Source organism: Corynebacterium sp. UMB2355A (assembly GCF_033877495.1).
Taxonomy (GTDB): domain Bacteria; phylum Actinomycetota; class Actinomycetes; order Mycobacteriales; family Mycobacteriaceae; genus Corynebacterium; species Corynebacterium pseudogenitalium.
The window spans coordinates 1,729,325-1,752,651 of the sequence record NZ_CP138855.1; the positions used below are offsets into that span (position 1 = coordinate 1,729,325).

The following is a 23,327-nucleotide window of genomic DNA, read 5'->3' on the forward strand; positions in this document are numbered from 1 at the left end:
GCATTGGGCACCGCCGACTTAAGGGACATTTTGTGTGTAACTAGCCGCGTCCAGCCCACCCCTTTCTCACGGCTAGACCGGGGTTCCACTGACGTTCATTGCCAGTATTGAATTCTTTCAGTCGCCCATTCAGCGCACCGCGGTGTGCAAGATCGTCTCTCGCCCCGCAGGCTGTATGGCAGCTCGCTTAATGGCATACCCCAACGCCTTGCTTCCCGGTCCTGTTCGTGCCCTGGCCAGTATCGTGCGCGCCCAGGGCTTTGCTCGTGTCCCTGGCAGTATGCGATCGCCCAACGCGTAGGGAGACCGGTTCTTGTTCCCTAGAGCCACCAATCTCGCTGCGCTACCCGCAGACTCAATACATCCCACACGTCAGACGTCATCCGGCGTTCAATTCTCAAGACTGGCGAATGGAACTGTTTTGAAAACCATATCGGGAGTCCGGGAAGCCGAATAGATTTATACACACAAAATGTCCCTTAAGCCGCACCGTCTGGACACGAAAAGCTCCCCACCTGTTGGTGGGGAGCATTCGCGTGAGTCCTTTTAGGCGCTAACCTGGTCGAAGTGCAGCTTCCACAGGGTATCCACGTTCATTGTGTGGTTTGCCATTCGGAAGTCCTGATCGGCGCGCTCGAGAACGTCAACGACTTCGTCCAGCGAGAATGCTGGGTTGGCAATCGCAACGAATTCAACGGTCGGCCTGGTCTCGACCATCGCAACTTTGGCGTCGGCAGAGTTGATGATGGGGTCCATAGCCAAGTGGTGGCACGCCGCTTCGGCGACGCGTTTGACGTTGATTTCGGTTGTGCCATGCTCGGCGTCGGCCGCGGTGATTGCTCGGGTCGAGAATCCGCGGCTGCGAATATTTGCGATGACAGCCCACAGTCCAAGAAGTACCAGCACGACAGCACCGACGATCAGCGCTGTGTTGTACCAGGAACGGTAGGGAAGATTGCTGATCACGACTGGATCGACCTGCTGGATCCATTCGCTCACGTAGGGGATGTCCCAGAAGTACGTGAGTGGGATAAACCCGACGCAGAGCAGGAGAACGCCAATGATGAACACGAGCAGGCGGTCAAAGAACGCAAGTGTCTTGGTCATTTACTTCGCCTCCTGTTCAGCAACTGGTGCTGGCGCTTCGGTCTTGATGGTGATGGCGGGTACCTGCTCCAGACGCTGGAACTCACCAACGAGAGTTTCGTGCGCTTGCTGCTCGACATCGGGCCGCTGGACGTCGGTCTGCATTGTGAGCGTCAATTTGTTCCGGTCCGCTTTGGTACGCGCATGGTTTGCGCCAAACTGAGACGTTGCAAGGAACGTCGACTTCCGCGCAATATCCACGGGTCGCGTCCAGATCGAAACCGGTGACTGCACGCGTAGATGAGTTTTCTGGCGTGGCTTCAACGACGCAATCACGAGCGCAAGCCCCACCAACATCACAACGATGCCGACGGCGACGGCTACCCACGTAATGTCAATGAGATTCAACGTCAACTGGTCGTAGAGCTCGGGGAGCCATTCGGTTTGGCCATCTGCTTCTTGGAGGCGGACCCAAACGTCGTGCCCGATAACAACGGCGCCCCCGAGGAACGCCAGGCCGGCGAGCACGGTGATCCAGCGTGCAACTGGGCTAGCTTTCGGTGCGGCAGCCGGGTGCGGGCCTACTGGGGCGACGGGCGTATTAGGTTCGGTCATAGTACTTCACCGCCGGTTTGATCGTAATTTCACGAAGCGGCTGAGGTTGCGGTGCCGATACCGTCGTCGGTGCCGCAGTGCGCTTCACGCGAATGGGCTTGAGCGGCGCAGGTTGCGGAACGCTCGGGCTATATACGCGCTGTTTGCGTGTTTGCACGCCAAGCAGTCGGGCAGGCTCCGGCGTTTGTGGACGGAAAACCCGCGTGGGCTGTGCTTCGAAGCCCTTGGTACGCACGGGGTACGGAGTCGGAGCGGCAATGGATTTCACAGAGACTGGCTCTGGAACGTGGGTGTCCGTCAGGTCGTCGACAAGCGAGCGAGCGACGATATCGTGCAACGGTTCCGGCTCCTTCGTCGTCGGGGACTCTACGTCCAAAGGCTTGACCTTCAGCGGAGTCGGGATGATGAACGACTGGTGGTTTGCAACGTCGTCCCACGAGACGGGTTCACCGGCGTTCGCGGTGACGTTTGCCACCTCGATATTGACGCTGGAGACGTCAAGCCCAGTCAAGGTCCGGATGTGCGAGATGATCGTTGAACGCACCGCGTCCGTGATGGCAGCAATGGGGGCAGGGTAAGTAGTAGCGATCTCGGCTTCGACGGCCGCGGTGCCTGAAACTCGGTCCAGGCGGACATCGATTTGGGGAAAGCTGCGGCCTGCCAAACCTGCAAGCTTTGCGTCCATTTCGATCGTGCCGGGCACTGACGAAGCCGCCACCTCAGCAATCTGCGCGATGACGCGCTCACTGAGATGGAATTGGTTCGACGCCATTAGCTACGACCCTTGCCCGAGCTGGTGCTCAGGATTTCTGCGAGGTCCAGCTTGCCATCAAGCTGGGCGCCGACGACACCACCAATGACGGAGAAGAGAACGAGCCAAAGTAGCCCGAGTCCGCCGCCAAAGGTGACGAAGAAAGCAACGATAATGCCGATAATGACACCGGTTAACGCTTTGTTAGATAAAAGATTCATTGTTCACCACTTACTTGTAGTTGTGGGTACGCAACGCGGACGCCCTAACGGGCGTTCCTATTCGGCGTCGGCGACAACAACGTCGACGAAATCGACATCGGTGGCGCGCAGGGTAGCGGTGCGTACGTCGTCGGCGACGGAGTGAATGTCCCGTTCGCTCGAAACGTCGTAAATAAAGTTGACTTCAAGGCCGCGGAGGTTGGGGTCTGAGGATCGCGTCGCGGGTTTGAGCCCTTCGATCCGCTCGCCGGGTAGCAGGAGGGCAACTTCACCGAAGAACCCGCCATGCATACCCGCAACGCCGGGGACAGCCAAAATGGCGTCCCGGGCGGCTTCGGCCACCTCGCGGCTAACGGAGGTGTACGCCATAACTACTGAGCCAGCGCCTGGTTAGCGTTGTAGGCGGCCTCGTTGGACTCCTCGTTGTCCTGCTCCGGCAGGTGGACGTCGTGAACAGTGACGTCGACGCGGTCAACGATAAGGCCGGTCATGCGGGTCACAGCAACAGTGATGTTCTCGCGGATGGCGTTTGCGAGCTCGTGGATGGCGACGCCGTACTCCGCAATAATTGCAACAGCGACGGAAGCGTGGCCGTCCTCGACAACGACATCGACGCCCTGCTGAACATTGGTGGAGGAGGTCAGCGACTCGCGAACAGCACCCCACATGCGTGCAGCGCCACCGCCCAGGTTGTAAACTCCGGAAACTTCGCGGGCGGCGATGCCGGCGATCTTGCCGACGACGTTGTCGTCGATCATCGTGGTGCCGTGCTCAGTCTCAAGGTTGGAGTTGCGGGTGCGAACCTGCTCTGTCTCCTTTGCCTCGGTGGTGGCAGGAGTGTTCTCGGTTGCATTGTGGTCGGCCATGGAAAATCCCTTCGTCTATATATTGGGTAAAGAAAAGTACGACGGACAGACGCCCGTGTAAACACCCAGGGTACACAGCAACCAGCTAGCTTGCCTGAATCGATGCAAAAATTTCCGAATGGATATCACTCTGCAACCAAACTGAAATGTTCGGAGAAGGGGTTGCACTTCTTGCAAGAACGTGTTTTAATACTCGGGTTGCCTCGACATGATGGCCGCAAGGTTGTGATGGTGGGGTAAACATGACACCTTCCAAAGAAGGTTTTTATCTAGGTTAACTAGGTGAGAAACCGGAGAAGGGACATGGCAAATAAACAGCGGCAGTACGCAAGGGTCACGCACCCTTCCGAGTCTGACACCCCGATGCACGTGTGCACCGAGGCGGAAGCACTGAAGTAAGCGCGCAGTTTATTGTCGCGTTACTCACCTTCCGGAAGTGTCAAACAGTCAATGAAAACGACACTGGCGTTGAGCCATGGGCCCAGCCCGGACAACGTTATAGAGAAACTAGAAGCTACAACCCCACCGCTTCGTTCAGAATGTGGGGATGCGAGGAAGAGGTAAGCGTGGCGGGACAGAAGATCCGCATCAGGCTGAAGGCCTACGACCACGAAGCGATCGACGCATCTGCGAAGAAGATCGTTGAGACGGTCACCCGCACGGGTGCCCGCGTCGTTGGACCGGTGCCGTTGCCCACAGAGAAGAACGTGTACGCCGTTATTCGTTCTCCCCACAAGTACAAGGACTCTCGCGAGCACTTTGAGATGCGCACGCACAAGCGTCTCATCGACATTCTCGATCCGACGCCGAAGACGGTTGACGCGCTCATGCGTATCGACCTTCCTGCAAGCGTTGACGTGAACATCCAGTAATCACTAGAGATCCGACAACCTGTAAGTAGTGGAGAACTAATACATGTCTGATAACCAGATCAAGGGCATTCTGGGCACCAAGCTCGGCATGACCCAGATCTTCGACGACGAGAACCGTGTTATCCCGGTTACCGTCGTTGAGGCTGGGCCGTGCGTGGTCACCCAGATCCGTACACCAGAGACTGATGGCTACTCCGCCATCCAGATTGCTTACGGCGACATCGATCCCCGTAAGACGAACAAGCCAGAGGCTGGCCACTTCAAGAAGGCTGGCGTCACCCCACGTCGCTACGTAGCTGAAATCCGCATGGATGACACCTCTGCGTACGAACTCGGCCAAGAGATCACCGTCAATCTGTTTGACGGCGACGTCTTCGTCGACGTTGCTGGCACCACCAAGGGCCACGGCTTCGCTGGCGCAATGAAGCGTCACGGCTTCGCGGGCCAGGGTGCAGCACACGGTAACCAGGCTGCTCACCGTCGCGTTGGTGGCATTGGTGGCGCGTCTACGCCGGGTCGCGTGTTCAAGGGCAAGCGCATGGCTGGCCGTATGGGCGGTAACCGCGTTACTACCCAGAACCTGAAGATTCAACGCATCGACGGCGACAACAACCTCCTCCTCATCAAGGGTGCTATCCCTGGTGCGAAGGGTTCTGTTGTTACCGTCAAGACCGCAGTGAAGGGCGGTGCTCACGCATGACGAACCTGACGTTGAACGTCCACACCGCAGACGGAAAGACCAACGGTTCCGTTGAGCTTCCGGCAGAACTTTTTGACCGTGAAGCTTCCATTCCCCTGATGCACCAGGTTGTGACAGCTCAGCTGGCAGCCGCTCGTCAGGGCACTCACGCCACCAAGACCCGCGGCATGGTCCGCGGTGGTGGTAAGAAGCCATTCCGCCAGAAGGGCACCGGTCGCGCTCGTCAGGGCTCGATCCGCGCGCCACACTTCACCGGCGGTGGCATTGTCCACGGTCCGCAGCCGCGTTCTTACGCGCAGCGCACCCCAAAGAAGATGATCAAGGCTGCACTTGCTGGTGCACTCACTGATCGTGTTCGCAACGAGCGCATCCACCTCATTGAGGAGCTTGTTCCGGGCCAGAAGCCTTCGACCAAGTCTGCTCGTGCGTTCATTGAGCGTCTGACTGACCGTAAGTCGGTGCTGCTCGTGATCGGCCGTGAGGATGTTAACTCCCGTCTGTCCGCAAGGAACCTGCCGGGCGTCACCATTCTTGAGCCGGCGCAGCTGAACACCTACGACGTGCTGAACGCCGATGACGTTGTGTTCTCGGTTGAGGCGCTGCACACCTTCATCAACCGTGGCAAGGCTGAAGCTGCGGAGGAGGAGAAGTAAATGGCTAAGATCGTGAATTCCCGCGACATCATCATCGCGCCGGTCCTCTCTGAGAAGACCTACGCGCTGATGGAGCAGAACACCTACACGTTTTTTGTAGCGAAGTCTGCTAACAAGACCCAGATCAAGATTGCCGTGGAAGAGATTTTCGGCGTCGACGTCGCTTCGGTGAACACCGTGAACCGTGAGGGCAAGCGCAAGCGTTCCCGCACTGGTTTCGGTAAGCGCAAGGACACCAAGCGCGCCTACGTTACTCTCCGCGAGGGCAGCGATCCCATCGACATCTTCGGCGGCGCAGCCGTCTAAGTGACTCGATAGAAAAGGACAAAATATGGCTATTCGTAAGTACAAGCCGACAACCCCGGGTCGCCGTGCCAGCTCTGTTTCGGAGTTCGAGGAGCTTACCCGCTCCACTCCGGAAAAGTCGCTGCTGCGCCCGCTCCCGAAGAAGGGTGGCCGCAACACGCACGGCCACATCACCACTCGTCACCGTGGTGGCGGCCACAAGCGTCGCTACCGCGTGATTGACTTCCGTCGTTCGGACAAAGACGGCGTGCTGGCAAAGGTTGCTCACATCGAGTACGACCCGAACCGCACCGCTAACATTGCTTTGCTCCACTACTACGACGGTGAGAAGCGCTACATCATCGCTCCGAAGGGCCTGAAGCAGGGTGCCGTCGTTGAGGCTGGTCCTAACGCCGACATCAAGGTTGGTAACAACCTCCCACTTCGTAACATCCCGACCGGTACGACGATCCACGCTGTTGAGCTCAAGCCTGGTGCAGGTGCCAAGCTTGCTCGTTCCGCAGGCGCTTCTATTCAGCTGCTCGGTAAGGAAGGTTCCTACGCAGTGCTGCGTATGCCGTCCTCCGAAATTCGCCGCGTGGACATCCGCTGCCGCGCAACCGTTGGTGAGGTCGGCAACGCTGACCAGATCAACATCCGCTGGGGCAAGGCTGGCCGTATGCGCTGGAAGGGCTGGCGCCCAACGGTCCGCGGTGTTGTCATGAACCCTGTGGATCACCCACACGGTGGTGGTGAAGGTAAGACTTCCGGTGGTCGTCACCCAGTGTCCCCATGGGGCAAGAAGGAAGTTCGCACCCGCAACCCAAACCGTTACTCAAACAACATGATCGTGCGACGCCGTCGCTCGAAGAACAAGAAGCGTTAAGAGGAGGTAGTAAGACATGCCACGTAGCCTAAAGAAAGGCCCGTTCGTCGATGAGCACCTCCTCAACAAGGTGGACGCTCAGAACGATGCAGGCACCAAGCAGGTAATCAAGACCTGGTCTCGCCGTTCGACCATTCTCCCAGATTTCATCGGACACACTTTCGCCGTCCACGACGGCCGCAAGCACGTCCCGGTGTTTGTCGACGAGTCCATGGTCGGCCACAAGCTCGGCGAGTTTGCACCAACCAAGACCTTTAAGGGTCACGTCAAGGAACAGAAGGGACGTCGATAAGCAATGGCTGACACCATCACCACTGCATCCGCGACGGCCAAGTTCGTTCGTGTTTCCCCGATGAAGGCGCGCCGCGTGCTCGCCCTCGTCCGTGGGAAGTCCGTCTCCGAGGCTCTCGCAGTCCTGAAGTACGCACCACAGGGTGCTGCGAAGGACGTCGCCAAGGTTGTTGCATCTGCAGCCGCCAACGCTGAAAACAACTTCGGTTTGGACCCGCGTACGCTGGTCGTCTCCGAGTGCTGGGCAAACGAAGGTCCGACCATGCGTCGCTTCCAGCCACGCGCTCAGGGTCGCGCATTCCAGATCCGGAAGCGCACCTCGCACATCACCGTAGTTGTCGAGTCCAAGGAAGGGGCGAAGTAATGGGCCAGAAGATTCACCCACACGGCCTGCGCCTGGGTATCACGTCCGACTGGAAGTCCCACTGGTACGCCGACAAGAACTACGCTGATTACGTCGCAGAAGACATCAAGATCCGCGAGTTCCTGTCCAAGGGCCTCGAGCGCGCCGGTATCTCCGACGTTGTCATCGAGCGCACCCGTGACCGCGTCCGCGTCGACATTCACACTGCCCGCCCGGGCATCGTGATTGGCCGTCGTGGCGCTGAGGCTGACCGCATCCGCCGTGAGCTCGAGAAGCTCACCGGCAAGATGGTTGCGCTGAACATCCTCGAGGTCAAGAACGTCGACGCCGACGCAACGCTCGTTGCTCAGTCCATCGCTGAGCAGCTGGTCAACCGCGTTGCGTTCCGTCGTGCGATGCGCAAGGCAATCCAGTCCGCTATGCGTAACCCACAGGTCAAGGGCATCAAGGTCATGACCTCGGGTCGTCTCGGCGGCGCTGAGATGTCCCGCGTCGAGCGCTACCACGAAGGCCGTGTGCCACTGCACACCCTTCGTGCTGAGATCGACTACGGCATCGCAGAAGCACACACGACCTTCGGCGTCATCGGCGTCAAGGTTTGGATCTACAAGGGCGACGTCGTCGGTGGCGTGCGCGAGTCCGAGCTCAACGCTCCGTCGAACGAGCGTCGTGGCCGTGGCGATCGCCGCCCACGCCGTGGTGGCCAGCGCCGCCAGCGTGCAGAGCAGAAGCAGGAGGGCTAATCAATGCTTATTCCTAAGCGTGTGAAGTACCGCCGCCAGCACCGCCCGACTCGTTCTGGCGTGTCCAAGGGTGGCAACACGATCAACTTCGGTGATTACGCTCTGCAGGCTCTCGAGCCGGCGTACATCACCAACCGTCAGATTGAGGCGGCTCGTATTGCGATCAACCGCCACGTCAAGCGTGGTGGCAAGGTCTGGATCAACATCTTCCCGGACCGTCCGTTGACGCAGAAGCCGCTCGGTGTTCGTATGGGTTCCGGTAAGGGCCCTGTCGAGAAGTGGGTCGCTAACGTAAAGCCGGGACGTATTCTCTTTGAGATGTCCTACCCGAACGACGCAACCGCTATCGAGGCACTGCGCCGCGCAGGCGCGAAGCTGCCTTGCAAGGTTCGCATCATCAAGAAGGAGGACCAGTTCTAATGGCAAACGGTACCCCCGCATCCGAGTTCCGCGAGCTCAACGACGAAGAGCTGCGCGCTCGTCTGTCCGAGGCAAAGGAAGAGCTGTTTAACCTGCGCTTCCAGCTTGCTACCGGCCAGCTGACCAACAACCGCCGCATCTCCACCGTGAAGCGCGACATCGCACGTATCTACACCGTGCTGCGCGAGCGCGAGCTCGGCCTGTCCGTTGTTCCGGGAGCTGAGGCTTAATCATGAGTGAGGCAAACGTGAACGAACAGACCAACGAGAAGCGTGTTCAGAAGAACCGCCGCGGCTACGTCGTCTCCGACAAGATGGACAAGACCATCGTTGTCGAGGTCGAGGACCGCAAGTCCCACGCCCTGTACGGCAAGATCGTCCGTACCACCAAGCGCGTGAAGGCACACGACGAGGAGAACACCGCCGGTGTTGGCGACCTCGTCCGCATCCAGGAGACGCGTCCGCTGTCCAAGGACAAGCACTTCCGTCTCGTGGAGATCATTGAGAAGGCACGCTAAACCCATCCGGTAGAGGCGTCCGACTCAAGGACAAGAGAGCACCACCCCCAAGTTTCGTTACGACGGGGTGGTGCTTTTTCTATTTCGGTAGACTTTCTGGTGCTCGTAACGTTCAATGAAAAGGAGTTCACTATGGGTACTGGCAAGTTTTGCGTCACTGTTGCACACGCGAAGGACAATGAGGACCTTGCGACGCTCGGTTTCGTCGTCGCCAACGCTGCTGTAGGTTCCGCGCAGGACACGATGGTCTTCCTGTCTTCCGAGGGCGCTCGCCTCGCTGCGAAGGGCTACGCGGACGACATCCATGAGGAGGGCTTCGCTCCAATCAAGGAGTTGATTGAGAACTTCGTTGCCGCAGAGGGCAAGCTGTACGTGTGCGCGCCTTGTGCCAAGAAGCGCGGCTTCGGGGAAGAGGATCTTATCGACGGCGCCACCATCGTCGGCGGCGCAAAGCTGGTTGAGTTCCTGGCAGACGGCACCCCAAGCGTTTCCTACTAAGGCAGCGATGTCTCAGTCCGAGAATCTGCACCCGTACGCCCCAGACGCCAGCTTCGACGGTGGCGATCTGGACTGCGGTAACGGGTTGCTGTTATTGATCCGAAAGAACATCGATCCGCTCGAGTCTGGCCAGCTGCTGGAGATTATCTCCTACGACCCCACAGTCAAGGTGGACCTGCCTTCCTGGTGTAACTTGACTGGCAACGACCTGGTCAACGTGGTTGAGGAGCCAGAGCACAAGCGGTGGCGCTTCCTTGTGTCGAAGGGGGCGTTCACGAAGCCCGTGGAGGTTGCTGACATCCCGGCCGCTCCCGAGGCTGTGCGCCCGAAAAAGAAGAAGGGGCCGCGCAAGCGCCCGCAGATGCCGGTGACGCAGGAGGTCGTGGAGCCGACGATCGCCAAGGAACTGCCTGAGCCAGCTCCCGCGCCGGAGATTCCGGCGGGATCTGTGCTGACGATGGGCTCTTGGCCACGGTCTCCGTGGTTGTTGGATGCGCTGCACCGCCACCTCGAAGAGCGGATGGATGAGGGCACGTTCCAGGCCACAGCCGACGACGCAGTGCGCCTTGTGCTTGCGGCGCAGGAGCGGGCCGGAGTGGACGTCGTCACGGATGGTGAAATGCGACGCGACAACTACTCGAGCTTCGTCGCGGGGCGTCTGCAGAACTGCCAGCTCATCCCGATTACGGACCTGCTGCCGTACGTGGATGACCCGGAGGAGTTCGAGCGCGAGCTTCGCGCGTTGGACGTCCCGGCGGGCGAGGTGCGCCACCCGGCGGTCTTTGGCCCGCTTGGTCGCGATAAGCCGCTGGTTGCGCACGAGGTTGAGTTCGTGCAGCAGCTCACCGACCGCCCGGTGAAGGTGTGCCTGCCGGGGCCGTATCTGCTCACGCGCACGATGTGGATGGAGTGTGTCTCCGACCGCGCGTACGAGAACCGTGAGGAGATGTCGAAGGATATCGTCCGCGTGCTACGCGAGGAGCTCCACGAATTGCTGGCGAAGGGAACGTCGCTGGTGCAGATCGATGAGCCGGTGCTTACTGAAGTCGTGTACGGGCAGGCAGGCGGGGGCGGCCGCACGTTTATGTGTGGCGCGCTCGACGGCCTGGAGGGCACGGTGGATGAGGAGCTGGAGTTCGCGAAGTCGTTGCTCGATGAGCTCACTGAGGGGCTGCCGAAGGAGCGGTTGGCGCTGCACGTGTGCCGCGGCAACTGGACCACGGACGAGTCGGCGGCGCTGACGGGCGATTACGCTCCGTTTGTTGAGCTGTTCGCCTCGCTGAACGTGGGTATGTTGTCCATGGAGTTGGCGACGCCTCGTGCCGGCGATATCCGAGCCCTCGAGGGAATCCGCGACGACCAGCGCATCTGCGTTGGCGTGCTGAACCAAAAGCTTCAGGAGCTGGAGCCCGTCGAGGCAGTGGAGGCGCGCATCGAGCGCGCCCTGGACACGCTCGGAGCTGACCGGGTGGTCTTCTCGACGGACTGCGGTTTTGCAACGTTTGCGGATAACCCGATCGTGGCTGCGAACTTGGCTGAGCAGCAACTCGCGCTCATTGTGCAGGCCCGCGACAATGTGATGGCGCGCCGCAATGCATGAGGATCACTACTGGGATGCCCAGGACATCGCGTGCGGTGATGTCCTGGTGCGCCTCTTCCTCTTGTTCCGCGACCAGATCAAGGAAGGGGAAGTGCTGCACTTGCGGTCCACGAACGAGGCGATCGATATCGATATTCGTGCCTGGTGTGGCCTGACCGGCAACACGTTGCTGCGCGCGGATCACCCGGAGTTTTATATCCGTAAAACTTCTGATTGATGTGAAACTTCGGCTATCCTTAGCGCTGTGAATAAAGGACTGCGCCGAACGAACCGTGTCGTTTCCCGAGCCCTCGCAACCGTTGGGCTCGGGCTTTGTATTCTTGCCTCTACCGCCGCCTGCGGGTTTGGGGGCGGTCAGCCAGTCATGGCGGCTGATACGACAGAGCTCGCTCCTCGTGATGTTGCTGCCAAAGTGCCGGTCACCGCGACGGTGGAGGCTGCCACGGTGACCGCGTTGACGACGCACCTGACCGGCCCGGTCACAGCCCTGAACGTGAAGGTGGGACAGCGTGTTGAGGCCGGCCAGGTGGTCGCTGTCCTGGATACGTCGGGGGTTCAGCGTGAGATTGATGCGCAGCGCGCGCAGCAGATTTCGGCGGATGTCGCGGCGCAGAATCAGCTTGAGCAGGCCCAGCAGGCTTACCAGCAGTCGAGCGACGCGATGCAGCGTGGCCTGAACCCGCAGGTGACGCAGGCGGAGGCGGCGCTTCGCCAGGCTGATGGCCAGTTGCAGGAGGCTACCGCAGTTTTCGAGCAGCGAAAGAAAGCAGTCGCGGCGGGCCTGGACAGCACGTTGCTTACGCAGGCGCAGGGCGTGGACTCGGCGCGTCGTGACGCGCTGACGGCGGCCCTGGAGTCTGTGCGCGGCAATCACGGCATCTTCCAATCTGGGATGGCGCAAGACGATGCTGTGCAGCCGTTGCTGAGCAAACTGGAGGCCGACGAGCGTTTCCGCGGCGCGAAGCACAACCTTTCTGCGGCGCAAAAGGCGTACGACGCTGCCCTCAACGACACCGACGCGGATCTTGCGGCGAAGCAGCGCGCGGTTGCCCAGGCATTTGATGCGAAGGCGGAGGCAGCGGTCGGGCTCGAGGTAGCAAAGCTTGCGGCCCAGCAGCAGCTCGACTCCCAGGCGGCAGCGGTGCAGCAGGCGCAGCGTGGTGTGCAGGCGGCGCAGGCCGCGGCGGGCCAGTCAATCGCGCAGCTTGAGGTCGATGTGGCGTCGGGTCAGGTGCGTGCTCCGATCGCGGGTGTGGTCGCGGAGGTTGCGGTGAAGCAGGGGCAAACGCCGACGGGCTATCTGCTCTCGGTGGCGGACCCGAATCGGCTGGTGCTGCGCGCGAGCGTCAAGGAGCTGGACTCGGCGAAGATGCAGCCGGGCGACGCCGTCACGTTCACCACGCCTGGCACCGGCGCGAAGAAGTTTAAGGGCCGTGTGCTGGATGTTTCATCGGTTGCGGAAGCGCAGCCCGCTGCGGATGGGGCGTCGGCACAGGCGGCGCGCCCGGAGTTCCCCGTGGAGATCGAGGTTCTGGGTGATACCGAGGGCCTCAAGATCGGCGGGACGGCAAAGGCGCAGATCACCACGGAGTCCGCGAAGGACGCGCTCGCTGTGCCGCGGGAGGCCGTCGTCGACGAGAATGGCAGCTACTCGGTGTACACGCTTCGCCCGAAGGATGACGGGGACAAGTTCGAGGTAGTGAAGACGCCGGTCAAGGTTGGGCTGGTCTCGGATTCGGATGTGGTCGTAGAGGGCGTCGAGAAGGGGACGCGGGTGCTGAACAAGCCTGCCGAGTACCGCGAACGCGTCGGTGCCACTGTGACCTTGGTTGAGGAGCAGGAGTGAACCCGCGCGAATCTGTCAGACTCGCTACGGTGAGCCTGCGGGCGAACAAGATGCGCTCGGCGCTGACGCTGCTCGGGGTGATCATTGGCATCGCCTCGGTGATTGCGATTATGACGCTGGGTAAGGCGATGCAGAAGCAGACGCTGGACAGCCTGGAGCAGTTCGGCATTCACGACGTCCACCTCGAAGTCAAGCCCCGCCAGGAGGATGACAGCGAGGCCGCCCGCTACATGTTCCAAGAAATTGACGACGCCTCGAAGCTCACCCCCGACATGATCGAGGACCTGCGCGCCGAACTCGGGACGCGGGCGAAGGGTATCGCGTTTGAGTTGGATAGCTCGACAGCTCAGGCGACACGCGGGCTGGCGCACGGCACCACGATGGTGAGTTTTGTCAACGCTGACCAGCTGGAGATGCAGAACCTGCCGCTGACCGCCGGGCGATTTCTGACCCAAGACGACATTGAGGCGAACCGCGCCGTGGCGGTGGTCTCGCCGGAGGTTGTGGAGCAGCTGTTCAATAACGACCCTGATTCGGCGATCGGGCAGGAAGTCGAGCTGGACATCGGCGGGCAGTACGCTTCGGTGCAGGTGGTCGGTGCGTACGGGCACTTTGAGAAGCAGGGAGTGCTGGTCGGGGACTTTTCGCAGTCGATGATGGCGGTGCCGTACACGGTGCAGCCGGACATGATGCGCACGCCGGTGCCTGGCGTGGACAACGTGAGCGTGCGCGCCGCGGACGGCGCCGACACCGATCAAGTGGCCAAGGACGTCCAGGCGTGGGCGGACCGCGCCTATGAGGACGACCCCGATTACAAGGGGAAAGTGGCCGACATGAAGCGTGACATCGATCAGCTCAACCAGACGTTGACCATGATGAGCGTGGTGGTCTCCGCAATCGGCGGGATCTCGCTACTCGTCGGCGGTATCGGCGTGATGAACATCATGTTGATTACCGTGACGGAGCGCACCCGTGAGATCGGTGTGCGCATGGCGCTGGGCGCGACGCGTCGGATGATCCGCACGCAGTTTGTCACCGAGGCGATGATCGTCTGCCTCATCGGCGGGCTCTTCGGCGTGGTCGTGGGCGCGGGCTTCGGCATGCTGGGCGCGCTGCTGCTGAACGCCTTCGTGTTCCCCCCGATCTCGGCAGTGCTACTCTCACTGGTATTCGCGCTGCTGATTGGCCTGTTCTTCGGCTACTACCCGGCAAACCGCGCATCGAGAATGAACCCGATCGAAGCCCTGCGCTACGAATAGCAACAACGTTTGGAGTGACACATATGGCAGCCACCGTGCTGACCACGGAAAACACGCGCCGGTACAAGCCCGAGCCATCAGTGGCGACAGCGCTGAAGACACCGCGCATCCTGACGAAGGAGGTCCTCGCCGGGCTGGTTGTGGCGCTGGCGCTGATCCCAGAGGCGATCAGCTTCTCCATCATCGCAGGAGTGGACCCGAAGATCGGGCTGTACTCCTCCTTCATCATGGCGATGGTGATCGCGATTACGGGTGGGCGCCCCGCCATGATCGCGGCCGCCACCGGTGCGGTGGCGCTGGTAATCGCGCCACTGGTGAGGGATTACGGCTACGACTACATGGTGGCGGCCATCATGCTCGCCGGGGTGTTCCAGATTGTGTTGGCGGTAGCTGGCGTCGCAACGCTGATGCGGTTCTTGCCGCGCAGCGTGATGATCGGCTTCGTCAACGCGCTGGCGATTCTCATCTTTGTGGCGCAGCTGCCCGAAATTATCGGCATTCACTGGGCGGTGTACCCGCTGCTGGCGCTGGCCATCGTGATCATGGTGGTGATGCCGAAGTTTACGCAGGCGGTTCCGGCGCCGCTCATTGCGATTCTGGTGGTCACGCTCATCGCGGTCGCTACGAAGGCACCCGTGCCGACGGTCGGAGACCGCGGCGAGCTGCCGAGCAGCCTGCCCGAATTCTTCATCCCACACGTGCCGCTGACCTGGGAGACGCTTCGGATCATCGCACCGTACTCGCTCGGCGTGGCGCTCGTCGGCCTGATGGAGTCGCTGATGACCGCGAAGCTGATCGATGAAGTCACGGACACGCATTCCAACAAGACCCGCGAGAGCTGGGGGCAGGGCGTCGCGAACATTGTCACCGGCCTGTTCGGCGGGATGGGTGGCTGCGCCATGATCGGCCAGTCCATGATCAACGTGAAGGTCTCCGGGGCTCGCACCCGTATTTCCACCTTCCTGGCGGGCGCGTTCCTGCTCATCCTGATGCTCGCGTTCGGCGAGTACGTCGCCATGATCCCGATGGCTGCGCTGGTTGCCGTGATGGTGATGGTGTCGGTGGGCACGTTCGACTGGCACTCGGTGATGCCGAGCACGCTGCGCAAGCTGCCGGCTTCGGAAACCGTCACGATGCTGATCACGGTTGCGGTGGTGCTGGCGACGAACAACCTGGCTATCGGCGTCGTGGTTGGCGTGCTTGTGGCGTCCGTAATCTTTGTGCGAAACGTCGCCCACCTGGTGGAAGTGACCCGCGAAGTTGTCGACGGCGTGGCCCACTACGTGGTGTCCGGCCAGCTGCTGTTTGCCTCCTCCAACGACCTGACCACTCTGTTCATGTACTCGGAGGACCCCGACGAAGTGGTCGTGGACCTGCACCGCGCGCACGTGTGGGACGCGTCGACGGTCGCGGCGCTCGACAGCATTGAACAAAAATACGAAGAGCGCGGCAAGCACGTGCGCTTCATCGGCATGAACCCGAGTACCACGGAGTTTCACAGCAAGCTCACGGGCTCTCTGAGATAGGGTTCGGCGGCGTCACTTTTTCAGGAACTACGCCGCGTGTAAAATTCGCCCCATGTGTGGAATCGTTGGATACATAGGTGGCGAGCGTGCACGCGAGCACGACGCCCTCACCGTCATTATTGATGGGCTTCGCAGGCTCGAATACCGCGGTTATGACTCGGCCGGGGTAGCAGTCATGCAGGGCGACACCATCGCGTGCAGGAAGAAGGCAGGCAAGGTTGCGGACCTAGAGCAGGCCATCGCAGAGGCACCGCTTGCGCCCTCCAACCTGGGCATCGGGCACACCCGGTGGGCAACCCACGGCGGGCCTACCGACGCCAACGCCCACCCCCACGTCGTCGGCGACGGCGCGCTGGCCGTGGTGCACAACGGCATCATCGAGAACTTCGCGGCACTTCGTGCTGAGCTGAGCGAGAAGGGCTACACGTTCCGCTCCGAAACTGACACCGAGGTGGCAGCCACGCTGCTGCTGGACATCTTCAATACTGAGGCGAACAAGGACCTCACCGAGGCAATGCGCCTGACCGCCCTGCGACTCGAGGGCGCGTTCACGCTGCTGGCCATCGAGCAGGAATTCCCGGACCGTATCGTTGCGGCGCGCTGGAACTCCCCGCTGGTCATCGGCCTGGGCGAGGGTGAGAACTTCCTCAGCTCTGACGTCTCCGGCTTCATCGAGTTCACCCGCGACGCGGTGGAGATGGACAACGGGCAGATCGTTACCCTGACCGCCGACAGCTACGACATCATTGACTTCGAAGGCAACCACGCCGAGGGCAGCCCGTTCCGCGTCGAGTGGGACGTCACCGCCGCAGAAAAGGGTGGGTTCGATTCCTTCATGGCGAAGGAGATCCACGACCAGCCGGCCGCCGTTCGCGACACCCTCTACGGCCGCTTCGACGCCGAGGGAAAGCTCACGCTCGACGAACTACGTATCGACGAGTCCGTGCTGCGCAGCGTCGACAAGATCATCATCGTGGCCTGCGGTACCGCTGCGTACGCGGGGCACGTGGCGAAGTACGCGATTGAGCACTGGTGCCGCATCCCGACGGAGGTCGAGCTGGCGCACGAGTTCCGCTACCGCGACCCGATCGTCACCCCGAACACCCTGGTCGTAGCAATTTCGCAGTCCGGCGAGACCATGGACACCCTCATGGCGGTACGCCACGCGCGCGAGCAGGGCGCGAAGGTCATCGCGATCTGCAACACGGTCGGCTCCTCCATCCCGCGTGAGGCCGACGCATCCCTGTACACCTACGCTGGCCCAGAAATCGCAGTGGCGTCGACGAAAGCGTTCATCTCCCAGATCGTGGCGTCCTACCTGTTGGCGCTGTACCTGGCGCAGGTCCGCGGCAACAAGTTCACCGACGAAATCCAGACCATCATTGCTGAGCTGGAGGAGATGCCGGAGAAGATCCAGTGGATCCTGGACAACGAAGCAGAAATCCAGGAACTTGGCCGCGAGCTCGCCGACGCGAAGTCGGTACTCTTCCTCGGCCGCCACGTCGGCTTCCCAGTCGCGCTCGAGGGCGCACTGAAGCTCAAGGAGGTCGCCTACCTGCACTCAGAGGGCTTCGCCGCAGGCGAGCTCAAGCACGGCCCGATCGCGCTGGTTGAGGAAGGGCAGCCGGTGTTCGTCATCGTGCCGTCGAAGCGTTCGCGCCACAACCTGCACGCCAAGGTTGTCTCCAACATCCAGGAAGTCCGCGCGCGTGGCGCCGTCACCATCGTGATCGCGGAAGAGGGCGACGAAGACGTGAACCGCTTCGCCAACCACGTGATCCGCATCCCGCAGTCGGCCGGCCTCATGCAGCCCCTCTTGTCGACGATCCCGCTGCAGATCTTCGCCTGCACCGTTGCGCAAGCACGTGGCTTGAACGTGGACCAGCCGCGCAACCTGGCGAAGTCCGTCACGGTGGAGTAGCGCGCTAGAGTGGCCGCATGAAGAAGTTTGGGTTCCTTTCATTCGGCCACCACGCACCACCCGGGCGCCAGGGGATGACCGCGCGCGAGGCGCTACAGGACACCGTGGAGCTCGCGCGCCAGGCGGACGCGATTGGTGTCAACGGCGCCTACGTGCGAGTGCACCACTTCGCGCCGCAGTTCGCGTCTCCGATTGCCCTGCTTGGCGCGATGGCGTCGGCGACGAAGCACATTGAGGTGGGCACCGGCGTCGTCGATATGCGCTACGCCAACCCGCTGCAGCTCGCGGAGGACGTCGCCGCGCTCGATTTGCTAAGCGACGGCCGCCTCGCCTTCGGCGTCTCCCGCGGGTCACCGGAGCCTGCCGATAGAGGGTGGCGCGCTTTCGGCTACGAGTCAGAGGCCGCGAACGGTTCTGACCTGGCGCGTGCACATTTCCAGCGTTTCATTTCCGCGCTGCGCGGGGACCCGATGGCGCTCGCCGCATCCCTTGAGGAGCAGTACCCGCAGATGTACCCGCCTGCCAGCCCGCTTGCGGTGTTGCCACACTCCGAGGGGGCGGCGCGCCGGGTGTGGTGGGGCGCAGGTACCTTCGCCAGCGCCGAGCAGGCTGCCCGCGACGGCGTGAACCTGATGAGCTCCACGCTGATTTCGGAAGCCGACGGCCGCAGCCTCGGCGAGCTGCAGGCGGAACAGATTCAGCACTACCGGAAGGCGTGGGCGGCCGCGGGCCACGACTGGGAGCCGCGCGTTTCTGTTTCTCGTTCTATCTTTCCGATCGTGGACGAGGACACCGAGCGGCTCTTCGGACTGCTGGATACCGAGGAACAGATCGGTCAGATTGAGCGTGGTGTGTACACCACGTTCGGCAAGACGTACGCCGCAGAGGCCGACCAGCTTATCGAGGAGCTCGGTAATGACCCAGCAATCCAGGCCTCGGACACGCTGATGCTCACCGTTCCGAACCAGGCCGGGGTGGACGTGTGCATGCAGATCCTGCGCGGGTTCGCCGAGCACGTCGCGCCGGCGCTTGGGTGGGAGCCAGCGTACGCGGCTTCCTAATCCAGCTCGTGGGCGAAGGGGGTGTCTGCGCCGGTGCGCGACACCGTGATCGCGGCCGCGCGGGTGGCGAACGTGAGGATCTCGCGCCACTCCTCCTCGTCCAGGGCGAGCAGGCCGTCGCGGTCCAGGCCGCGGGCGTCGAACTGGTGGACCAGCGCCGCCATCACCGTGTCCCCGGCCCCAATCGTGTCCGCGACCGTGACCTTCGGTGAGGGGACCGTGACCGTGCCGAACGGCGCGCGTACCCGCAGGCCGTCGGCGCCGAGCGTGGTCACCACGACTGGCACGTGGGAGGTGTCACCGAGGAACTCGACTTCCTCGTCGGAGAGTTTGAGCACCGTTACGGAATCGAGCAGCCCCCGCAGGAACAGGCGGTGTTTCTCGGAGGCGAACGCCGGGCGGATATTCGGGTCCAGGCAGACGATTGCGCCGTGCTTTGCCGATTCAGAGGCGGCCTCCGCGTAGCGCAGCGACGCCGGTTCCAGCGCCAGGGACAGGGTCCCGAACACCGCGTAGCCCTCCTGCACCGGGACTGGCTGTGCGAAGCGGTCGGCGGTGCCGTCGACGTAGAACGTGTACGTTGCCGAGCCGTTCTCAGCCAGGGCGGTGACAGCCAGGGTGGTGGGCTCGTCGCCGCGGCCGCAGTTGGTGAGGTCCACGTGGGCGTCGAGAAGCGATTGGGCGAGTGTCTCTCCGAAGTTGTCACGAGACAACCGTGACTGGAAGGAGACGTCTGCGCCGAGTCTGCCCAGCGCACGGGCCACATTGAACGGGCCGCCACCGAGCGCGGGCACCAGCGGCGCGAGCGGGGAACGGTCCTGGGGGACAAGGTCAACGAGGGCTTCGCCGTACACAGTGATCATGGTTCCACCGTAGACTAAGTCGCATGACGTACCGGCCAACATTTCACCTGTCCCCGCCGCAAGGGCGCCTCAACGACCCGAACGGCGTCACGCTCATCGGCGACCAACTCCACGTGTTTTACCAGCATGATCCGTGCTTTCCGCACGCTGCGAAGCGCACCGGTTGGGGCCACGCCGTCACCACAATTGGGGGTGAGGAGGGCCTGGGCCAGTGGCGCCACCTTCCGGACGCGCTGTATCCGGACTTCCCGTACGACACGCACGGGTGCTACTCCGGGTCCTCCGTGGTGCACGACGGCGAGATCATGCTGTTTTACACCGGCAACGTGAAGGAGGATGGGCGCCGCCTGACCACGCAGAACCTGGTCCGCGTTGAGGACTTGGAGGGCCCGATGGGCGGTGTGTACCACCGTGCGCCGGAGAATCCGCTCATTGACGGCCCAGCCCTCGGCTTTACCGCCCACTACCGGGACCCGCACGTCACTCAGAATGAGGACGGCTCCTGGCGCATGGTGCTCGGTGCGCAGCGTGAGGAGGAGCGCGGCGCGGTGGTGCTCTACGAGTCACCGGACCTGCTGAACTGGTCGTTTGCTGGCGCGCTGCAGTTCGAGGGGCTGGACCCGCGCGTTGAGGCCGCCTACATGTGGGAGTGCCCGAACCTGCTGCGGATGCGTGACCACGCGACGGGGCAGTGGCGCGAGGTACTCGTGCTGTGCCCACAGTACCCGGGCTCGGACGAGTGCGGCTACGTCGTCGGTTCGCTTGATGGCCTGTGGTTTCGCGTGGAGTCGCAGTTCCGGGCGTTGGACTTTGGGCATCAGTTTTACGCGCCGCAGATGGTCGCCGAGGACGATGGCGATGCGCTGTTGCTCGGTTGGATGGGACTGCCTGCCCGCGATGACACCCCAACGCTTCAAGCAGAGGGCTGGGTGCATCAGCTGACGTTGCCTCGCAGGCTCCAGCTTGTCGACGGCCAGCTTCGCACCGAACTCCTTCTCCCAACCGATCCCGCGGGGATGGTCGTGCACCGCGAAGTTCTCAGGGGACAGCCGTGGGAGGCCGACCTGGTCGACGATGCCGGTGGCGTTGGTGCTCACGTGGCGTGGCGGCCTGGCGAAGCCGGGCGTGGAACGCTGAGCGTGACGGTCGGCGGTGACGAGCGCCGCGCCCAATGCGCGCAGGGCGAGCTCGTGGTGTGCGCTGACGGGGCGGCGCTCGAAGTTGTTGCCGGAGACGGGGAAGTGGCGTTCTCCTCGGCGGTCTTCGGTACTGAGGGAGCCCCATGGGTCGCTGTGGAAGTACGTGAAATCGGCCACAACCGGGGGTAATCGGACGCAAGTAAGCTGATTTATGCCCGTATAGATGTTTGACTGTGTGGGAAGAGAAAGGATTCCCACATGGACCACAAAGAAGTAGCCCGGCGGGTCCTCGCCGGGGTAGGGGGCGAGGAAAACATCGTTGGCGTCGCCCACTGCGCGACGCGACTGCGTTTCGTGCTTAAGGACGTCGACAAGGTTGCGCAGGATACGCTGGAGAACGACCCTGATTTGAAGGGCACGTTCGCAACCGGCGGCATGTTCCAGATCATCGTCGGCCCCGGCGACGTAGATATTGTCTTTGATCAGCTCAACGGCATGACCAGCAAGAGCATTGCTGTCTCCACGGAAGACCTGAAGGAAGTAGCGGCGAACCAGGGCAACTGGTTTACGCGCTTCATTAAGGTCTTTTCTGACATCTTCGTGCCGCTGATCCCAATCCTGGTTGGCGGCGGTCTGCTCATGGCGCTCAACAACGTCCTGACCGCCGAGGGGTTGTTCGGGGAGAACTCCCTGGTGGGGATGTTCCCGCAGATCCAGGGTCTGACGGAGATCATCAATGTGCTGGCCTCCGCACCGTTCGCGTTCCTGCCGGTGCTGGTGGGGTACTCCGCGACGAAGCGCTTCGGTGGCAACGAATACCTCGGCGCCGGCATGGGCATGGCGATGGTTCACCCGGCGTTGGTCAACGGCTACGACGTGGCGAACTCCGTAGCCGACGGCACGATGCCGTTCTGGGACCTGTTCGGCCTGCCTGTCGCGCAGGCGGGTTACCAGGGTGCGGTGCTGCCGGTGCTGGCGGTCGCGTGGATCTTGGCAACGATCGAGAAGTGGTTCCACAAGCGTCTGAAGGGTACGGCGGACTTCCTGATTACTCCGCTGGCAACCCTGCTGATTACGGGCTTCATTACCTTCATCGCCGTCGGCCCGTTTGTCCGCTGGCTCGGTGACCTGCTGATTGTCGGCCTCTCCAGCCTGTACGACTTCGGTGGCCCAATCGGTGGCCTGCTCTTCGGTCTGGTGTACTCGCCGATCGTGATCACTGGCCTGCACCAGTCCTTCCCGCCAATCGAGCTCGAGCTGTTTAATCAGGGCGGCTCCTTCATCTTCCCGACGGCCTCCATGGCGAACATCGCGCAAGGCGCAGTGGCCCTTGCCGTGTACTTCCTGGCGCGCAACGCAAAGCTCAAAGGTCTAGCTGGTTCCTCGGGCATCTCGGCCGTATTTGGTATCACGGAACCCGCCATCTTCGGCGTCAACCTGCGCCTCCGCTGGCCCTTCTTTATCGGCCTCGGCGCGGCCGGTATTGGTGCAATGCTGATTGCGATCTTTGATGTCAAGGCAGTTGCGCTTGGTGCGGCGGGCTTTATCGGCGTGGTCTCCATCCGCGCGAATGACATGGTGACCTTCCTGATCCTCGGTGTCATTACGTTCGTGATCGCCTTCGTGGCGGCCTACGGGTACGGGCGCTACCTGGTGGGCAAGCATGGCAGCATCGATCCGGACGCAACCGAGGATCCAGCCGCCGATGCCGCTGCCGAGCAAGCGCTGCTCGAGGCGTCCGACGAGGCGCTCCACGTCGTGGCGCCACTCGAGGGCAACGCCGTGCCGCTTGCGACGGTCAGTGACCCGATGTTTGCCCAGGGCAAGCTGGGGAACGGCGTGGCAATCGTGCCGACGGTTGGAGAGCTGCGCGCACCCGTCGCCGGTACGGTTGCGGTCACGTTCCCGTCCGGCCACGCCTACGCAATCCGCGCCAAGGGGACCGATGGCAAGAACGTGGACATCCTTATGCACATCGGCTTCGACACGGTGAACCTCAAGGGCGAGCACTTCACCGCACACGTGGAGAAAGGTGACGTCGTGGAAGCAGGCCAGCTCCTCGCGACGTTCGATATCGATGCCATCCGCGACGCAGGATACGAAGTGACGACTCCGGTCGTTGTCTCGAATACGAAGCGGGTAGGGGAGATTGGGGCGTCGAGAAGCCTTCCTGCAGACACGAAGTTTGGCGATGCCCTCTTCTTCGTCGAGCCGAAAAAGATAGCTGAAGAAGCAAAATAAAAGTTTTTTAGAAAACTGGCAACAACCTTAAATTGGTCTGTTAATCTGTTGGTGTCTTGTTCAGCGCGCTAGCTCACAAGGGTCTAGCGGACATCACAGGAGG

28 protein-coding genes are annotated in these 23,327 nt (G+C 61.9%); 21 read left to right on the plus strand and 7 right to left on the minus strand.

What is annotated here, in order from left to right; translation table 11 throughout:
* Positions 1-546: 546 nt before the first annotated feature.
* From R0V12_RS08050 to R0V12_RS08075, 6 genes are read right to left on the minus strand one after another with little or no spacing between them, the layout of a single operon-like run.
* Positions 547-1,107, minus strand: a complete 561-nt coding sequence (locus R0V12_RS08050) for an Asp23/Gls24 family envelope stress response protein (protein ID WP_070477533.1) — start codon at positions 1,105-1,107, stop codon at positions 547-549.
* Positions 1,108-1,701: a hypothetical protein gene (locus R0V12_RS08055; protein WP_070477535.1), complete on the minus strand. Its 594-nt coding sequence runs from the start codon at positions 1,699-1,701 to the stop codon at positions 1,108-1,110. It abuts the gene before it with no gap.
* The gene (locus tag R0V12_RS08060; protein ID WP_070477536.1) at positions 1,688-2,473 is read right to left on the minus strand and encodes an Asp23/Gls24 family envelope stress response protein; all 786 of its coding nucleotides are present in this window, start codon (positions 2,471-2,473) and stop codon (positions 1,688-1,690) included. The genes R0V12_RS08055 and R0V12_RS08060 overlap by 14 nt, the downstream gene beginning before the upstream one ends.
* The gene (locus tag R0V12_RS08065; protein ID WP_070363109.1) at positions 2,473-2,673 is read right to left on the minus strand and encodes a hypothetical protein; all 201 of its coding nucleotides are present in this window, start codon (positions 2,671-2,673) and stop codon (positions 2,473-2,475) included. The genes R0V12_RS08060 and R0V12_RS08065 overlap by 1 nt, the downstream gene beginning before the upstream one ends.
* 57 nt (positions 2,674-2,730) lie before the next feature.
* Complete coding sequence (locus R0V12_RS08070) at positions 2,731-3,042, minus strand: hypothetical protein (RefSeq protein ID WP_070363108.1); 312 nt, start codon at positions 3,040-3,042, stop codon at positions 2,731-2,733.
* Positions 3,043-3,044: 2 nt separating this feature from the next.
* Positions 3,045-3,539, minus strand: coding sequence for an Asp23/Gls24 family envelope stress response protein (locus R0V12_RS08075; protein ID WP_070363107.1), 495 nt, complete (start codon positions 3,537-3,539; stop codon positions 3,045-3,047).
* A gap of 566 nt (positions 3,540-4,105) precedes the next feature.
* Between R0V12_RS08075 and rpsJ the strand changes: the two genes are divergently transcribed.
* The 19 genes from rpsJ to R0V12_RS08170 all read left to right on the plus strand — a co-directional run bounded on the left by rpsJ (position 4,106) and on the right by R0V12_RS08170 (position 18,981).
* Positions 4,106-4,411, plus strand: a complete 306-nt coding sequence (rpsJ, locus tag R0V12_RS08080; RefSeq protein WP_003848085.1) for a 30S ribosomal protein S10 — start codon at positions 4,106-4,108, stop codon at positions 4,409-4,411.
* A 43-nt stretch (positions 4,412-4,454) separates the two neighbouring features.
* Positions 4,455-5,111: a 50S ribosomal protein L3 gene (gene rplC / locus R0V12_RS08085; RefSeq protein WP_070363106.1), complete on the plus strand. Its 657-nt coding sequence runs from the start codon at positions 4,455-4,457 to the stop codon at positions 5,109-5,111.
* Complete coding sequence (gene rplD / locus R0V12_RS08090) at positions 5,108-5,764, plus strand: 50S ribosomal protein L4 (protein WP_070363105.1); 657 nt, start codon at positions 5,108-5,110, stop codon at positions 5,762-5,764. The genes rplC and rplD overlap by 4 nt, the downstream gene beginning before the upstream one ends.
* Positions 5,765-6,070: a 50S ribosomal protein L23 gene (gene rplW, locus R0V12_RS08095; protein ID WP_070363104.1), complete on the plus strand. Its 306-nt coding sequence runs from the start codon at positions 5,765-5,767 to the stop codon at positions 6,068-6,070.
* Positions 6,071-6,095: 25 nt separating this feature from the next.
* Positions 6,096-6,935, plus strand: a complete 840-nt coding sequence (gene rplB / locus R0V12_RS08100) for a 50S ribosomal protein L2 (RefSeq protein ID WP_070363103.1) — start codon at positions 6,096-6,098, stop codon at positions 6,933-6,935.
* 16 nt (positions 6,936-6,951) lie between these two features.
* Positions 6,952-7,227, plus strand: coding sequence for a 30S ribosomal protein S19 (gene rpsS, locus R0V12_RS08105; RefSeq protein ID WP_070363102.1), 276 nt, complete (start codon positions 6,952-6,954; stop codon positions 7,225-7,227).
* A 3-nt stretch (positions 7,228-7,230) separates the two neighbouring features.
* Positions 7,231-7,590, plus strand: coding sequence for a 50S ribosomal protein L22 (gene rplV / locus R0V12_RS08110; RefSeq protein ID WP_070363101.1), 360 nt, complete (start codon positions 7,231-7,233; stop codon positions 7,588-7,590).
* Positions 7,590-8,333 (plus strand): 30S ribosomal protein S3, encoded by a 744-nt coding sequence (gene rpsC, locus R0V12_RS08115; protein WP_070363100.1) that lies wholly within the window; start codon positions 7,590-7,592, stop codon positions 8,331-8,333. Before rplV ends, rpsC begins: the two co-directional genes overlap by 1 nt.
* A gap of 3 nt (positions 8,334-8,336) precedes the next feature.
* Complete coding sequence (gene rplP / locus R0V12_RS08120; RefSeq protein ID WP_070363099.1) at positions 8,337-8,753, plus strand: 50S ribosomal protein L16; 417 nt, start codon at positions 8,337-8,339, stop codon at positions 8,751-8,753.
* The gene (rpmC, locus tag R0V12_RS08125) at positions 8,753-8,983 is read left to right on the plus strand and encodes a 50S ribosomal protein L29 (RefSeq protein ID WP_070363098.1); all 231 of its coding nucleotides are present in this window, start codon (positions 8,753-8,755) and stop codon (positions 8,981-8,983) included. The genes rplP and rpmC overlap by 1 nt, the downstream gene beginning before the upstream one ends.
* 2 nt (positions 8,984-8,985) lie before the next feature.
* Positions 8,986-9,270, plus strand: coding sequence for a 30S ribosomal protein S17 (gene rpsQ / locus R0V12_RS08130; RefSeq protein ID WP_070363097.1), 285 nt, complete (start codon positions 8,986-8,988; stop codon positions 9,268-9,270).
* Between the two features lie 132 nt (positions 9,271-9,402).
* Positions 9,403-9,768: a DsrE family protein gene (locus tag R0V12_RS08135; protein WP_070477537.1), complete on the plus strand. Its 366-nt coding sequence runs from the start codon at positions 9,403-9,405 to the stop codon at positions 9,766-9,768.
* A gap of 7 nt (positions 9,769-9,775) precedes the next feature.
* Complete coding sequence (locus tag R0V12_RS08140) at positions 9,776-11,368, plus strand: sulfurtransferase TusA family protein (RefSeq protein WP_320072454.1); 1,593 nt, start codon at positions 9,776-9,778, stop codon at positions 11,366-11,368.
* Positions 11,361-11,585 (plus strand): sulfurtransferase TusA family protein, encoded by a 225-nt coding sequence (locus R0V12_RS08145; RefSeq protein ID WP_320072455.1) that lies wholly within the window; start codon positions 11,361-11,363, stop codon positions 11,583-11,585. The genes R0V12_RS08140 and R0V12_RS08145 overlap by 8 nt, the downstream gene beginning before the upstream one ends.
* A 27-nt stretch (positions 11,586-11,612) precedes the next feature.
* Entirely contained in the window at positions 11,613-13,214 is a 1,602-nt protein-coding gene (locus tag R0V12_RS08150; protein ID WP_320072456.1) for an efflux RND transporter periplasmic adaptor subunit, read from the plus strand.
* Positions 13,211-14,473 (plus strand): ABC transporter permease, encoded by a 1,263-nt coding sequence (locus tag R0V12_RS08155; RefSeq protein WP_256006161.1) that lies wholly within the window; start codon positions 13,211-13,213, stop codon positions 14,471-14,473. Before R0V12_RS08150 ends, R0V12_RS08155 begins: the two co-directional genes overlap by 4 nt.
* A 23-nt stretch (positions 14,474-14,496) precedes the next feature.
* Positions 14,497-15,999, plus strand: coding sequence for a SulP family inorganic anion transporter (locus R0V12_RS08160; RefSeq protein ID WP_256006163.1), 1,503 nt, complete (start codon positions 14,497-14,499; stop codon positions 15,997-15,999).
* Between the two features lie 52 nt (positions 16,000-16,051).
* The gene (gene glmS, locus R0V12_RS08165) at positions 16,052-17,920 is read left to right on the plus strand and encodes a glutamine--fructose-6-phosphate transaminase (isomerizing) (RefSeq protein WP_071572781.1); all 1,869 of its coding nucleotides are present in this window, start codon (positions 16,052-16,054) and stop codon (positions 17,918-17,920) included.
* 17 nt (positions 17,921-17,937) lie between these two features.
* Positions 17,938-18,981, plus strand: coding sequence for an LLM class flavin-dependent oxidoreductase (locus tag R0V12_RS08170; RefSeq protein ID WP_070363089.1), 1,044 nt, complete (start codon positions 17,938-17,940; stop codon positions 18,979-18,981).
* On the opposite strand, the gene R0V12_RS08175 is transcribed toward R0V12_RS08170, so the two are convergent.
* Entirely contained in the window at positions 18,978-19,844 is an 867-nt protein-coding gene (locus R0V12_RS08175; RefSeq protein ID WP_320072457.1) for a carbohydrate kinase family protein, read from the minus strand. The two genes, R0V12_RS08170 and R0V12_RS08175, sit on opposite strands and share 4 nt — an antisense overlap.
* A 23-nt stretch (positions 19,845-19,867) precedes the next feature.
* On the opposite strand from R0V12_RS08175, the gene R0V12_RS08180 reads away from it, so the two are divergent.
* Together R0V12_RS08180 and R0V12_RS08185 are read left to right on the plus strand one after the other, a co-directional pair.
* Positions 19,868-21,172, plus strand: a complete 1,305-nt coding sequence (locus tag R0V12_RS08180) for a glycoside hydrolase family 32 protein (protein ID WP_320072458.1) — start codon at positions 19,868-19,870, stop codon at positions 21,170-21,172.
* A gap of 69 nt (positions 21,173-21,241) precedes the next feature.
* A complete protein-coding gene (locus R0V12_RS08185; protein ID WP_284804095.1) occupies positions 21,242-23,224 on the plus strand; it encodes a sucrose-specific PTS transporter subunit IIBC in 1,983 nt (660 codons plus the stop codon).
* Positions 23,225-23,327: the final 103 nt, after the last annotated feature.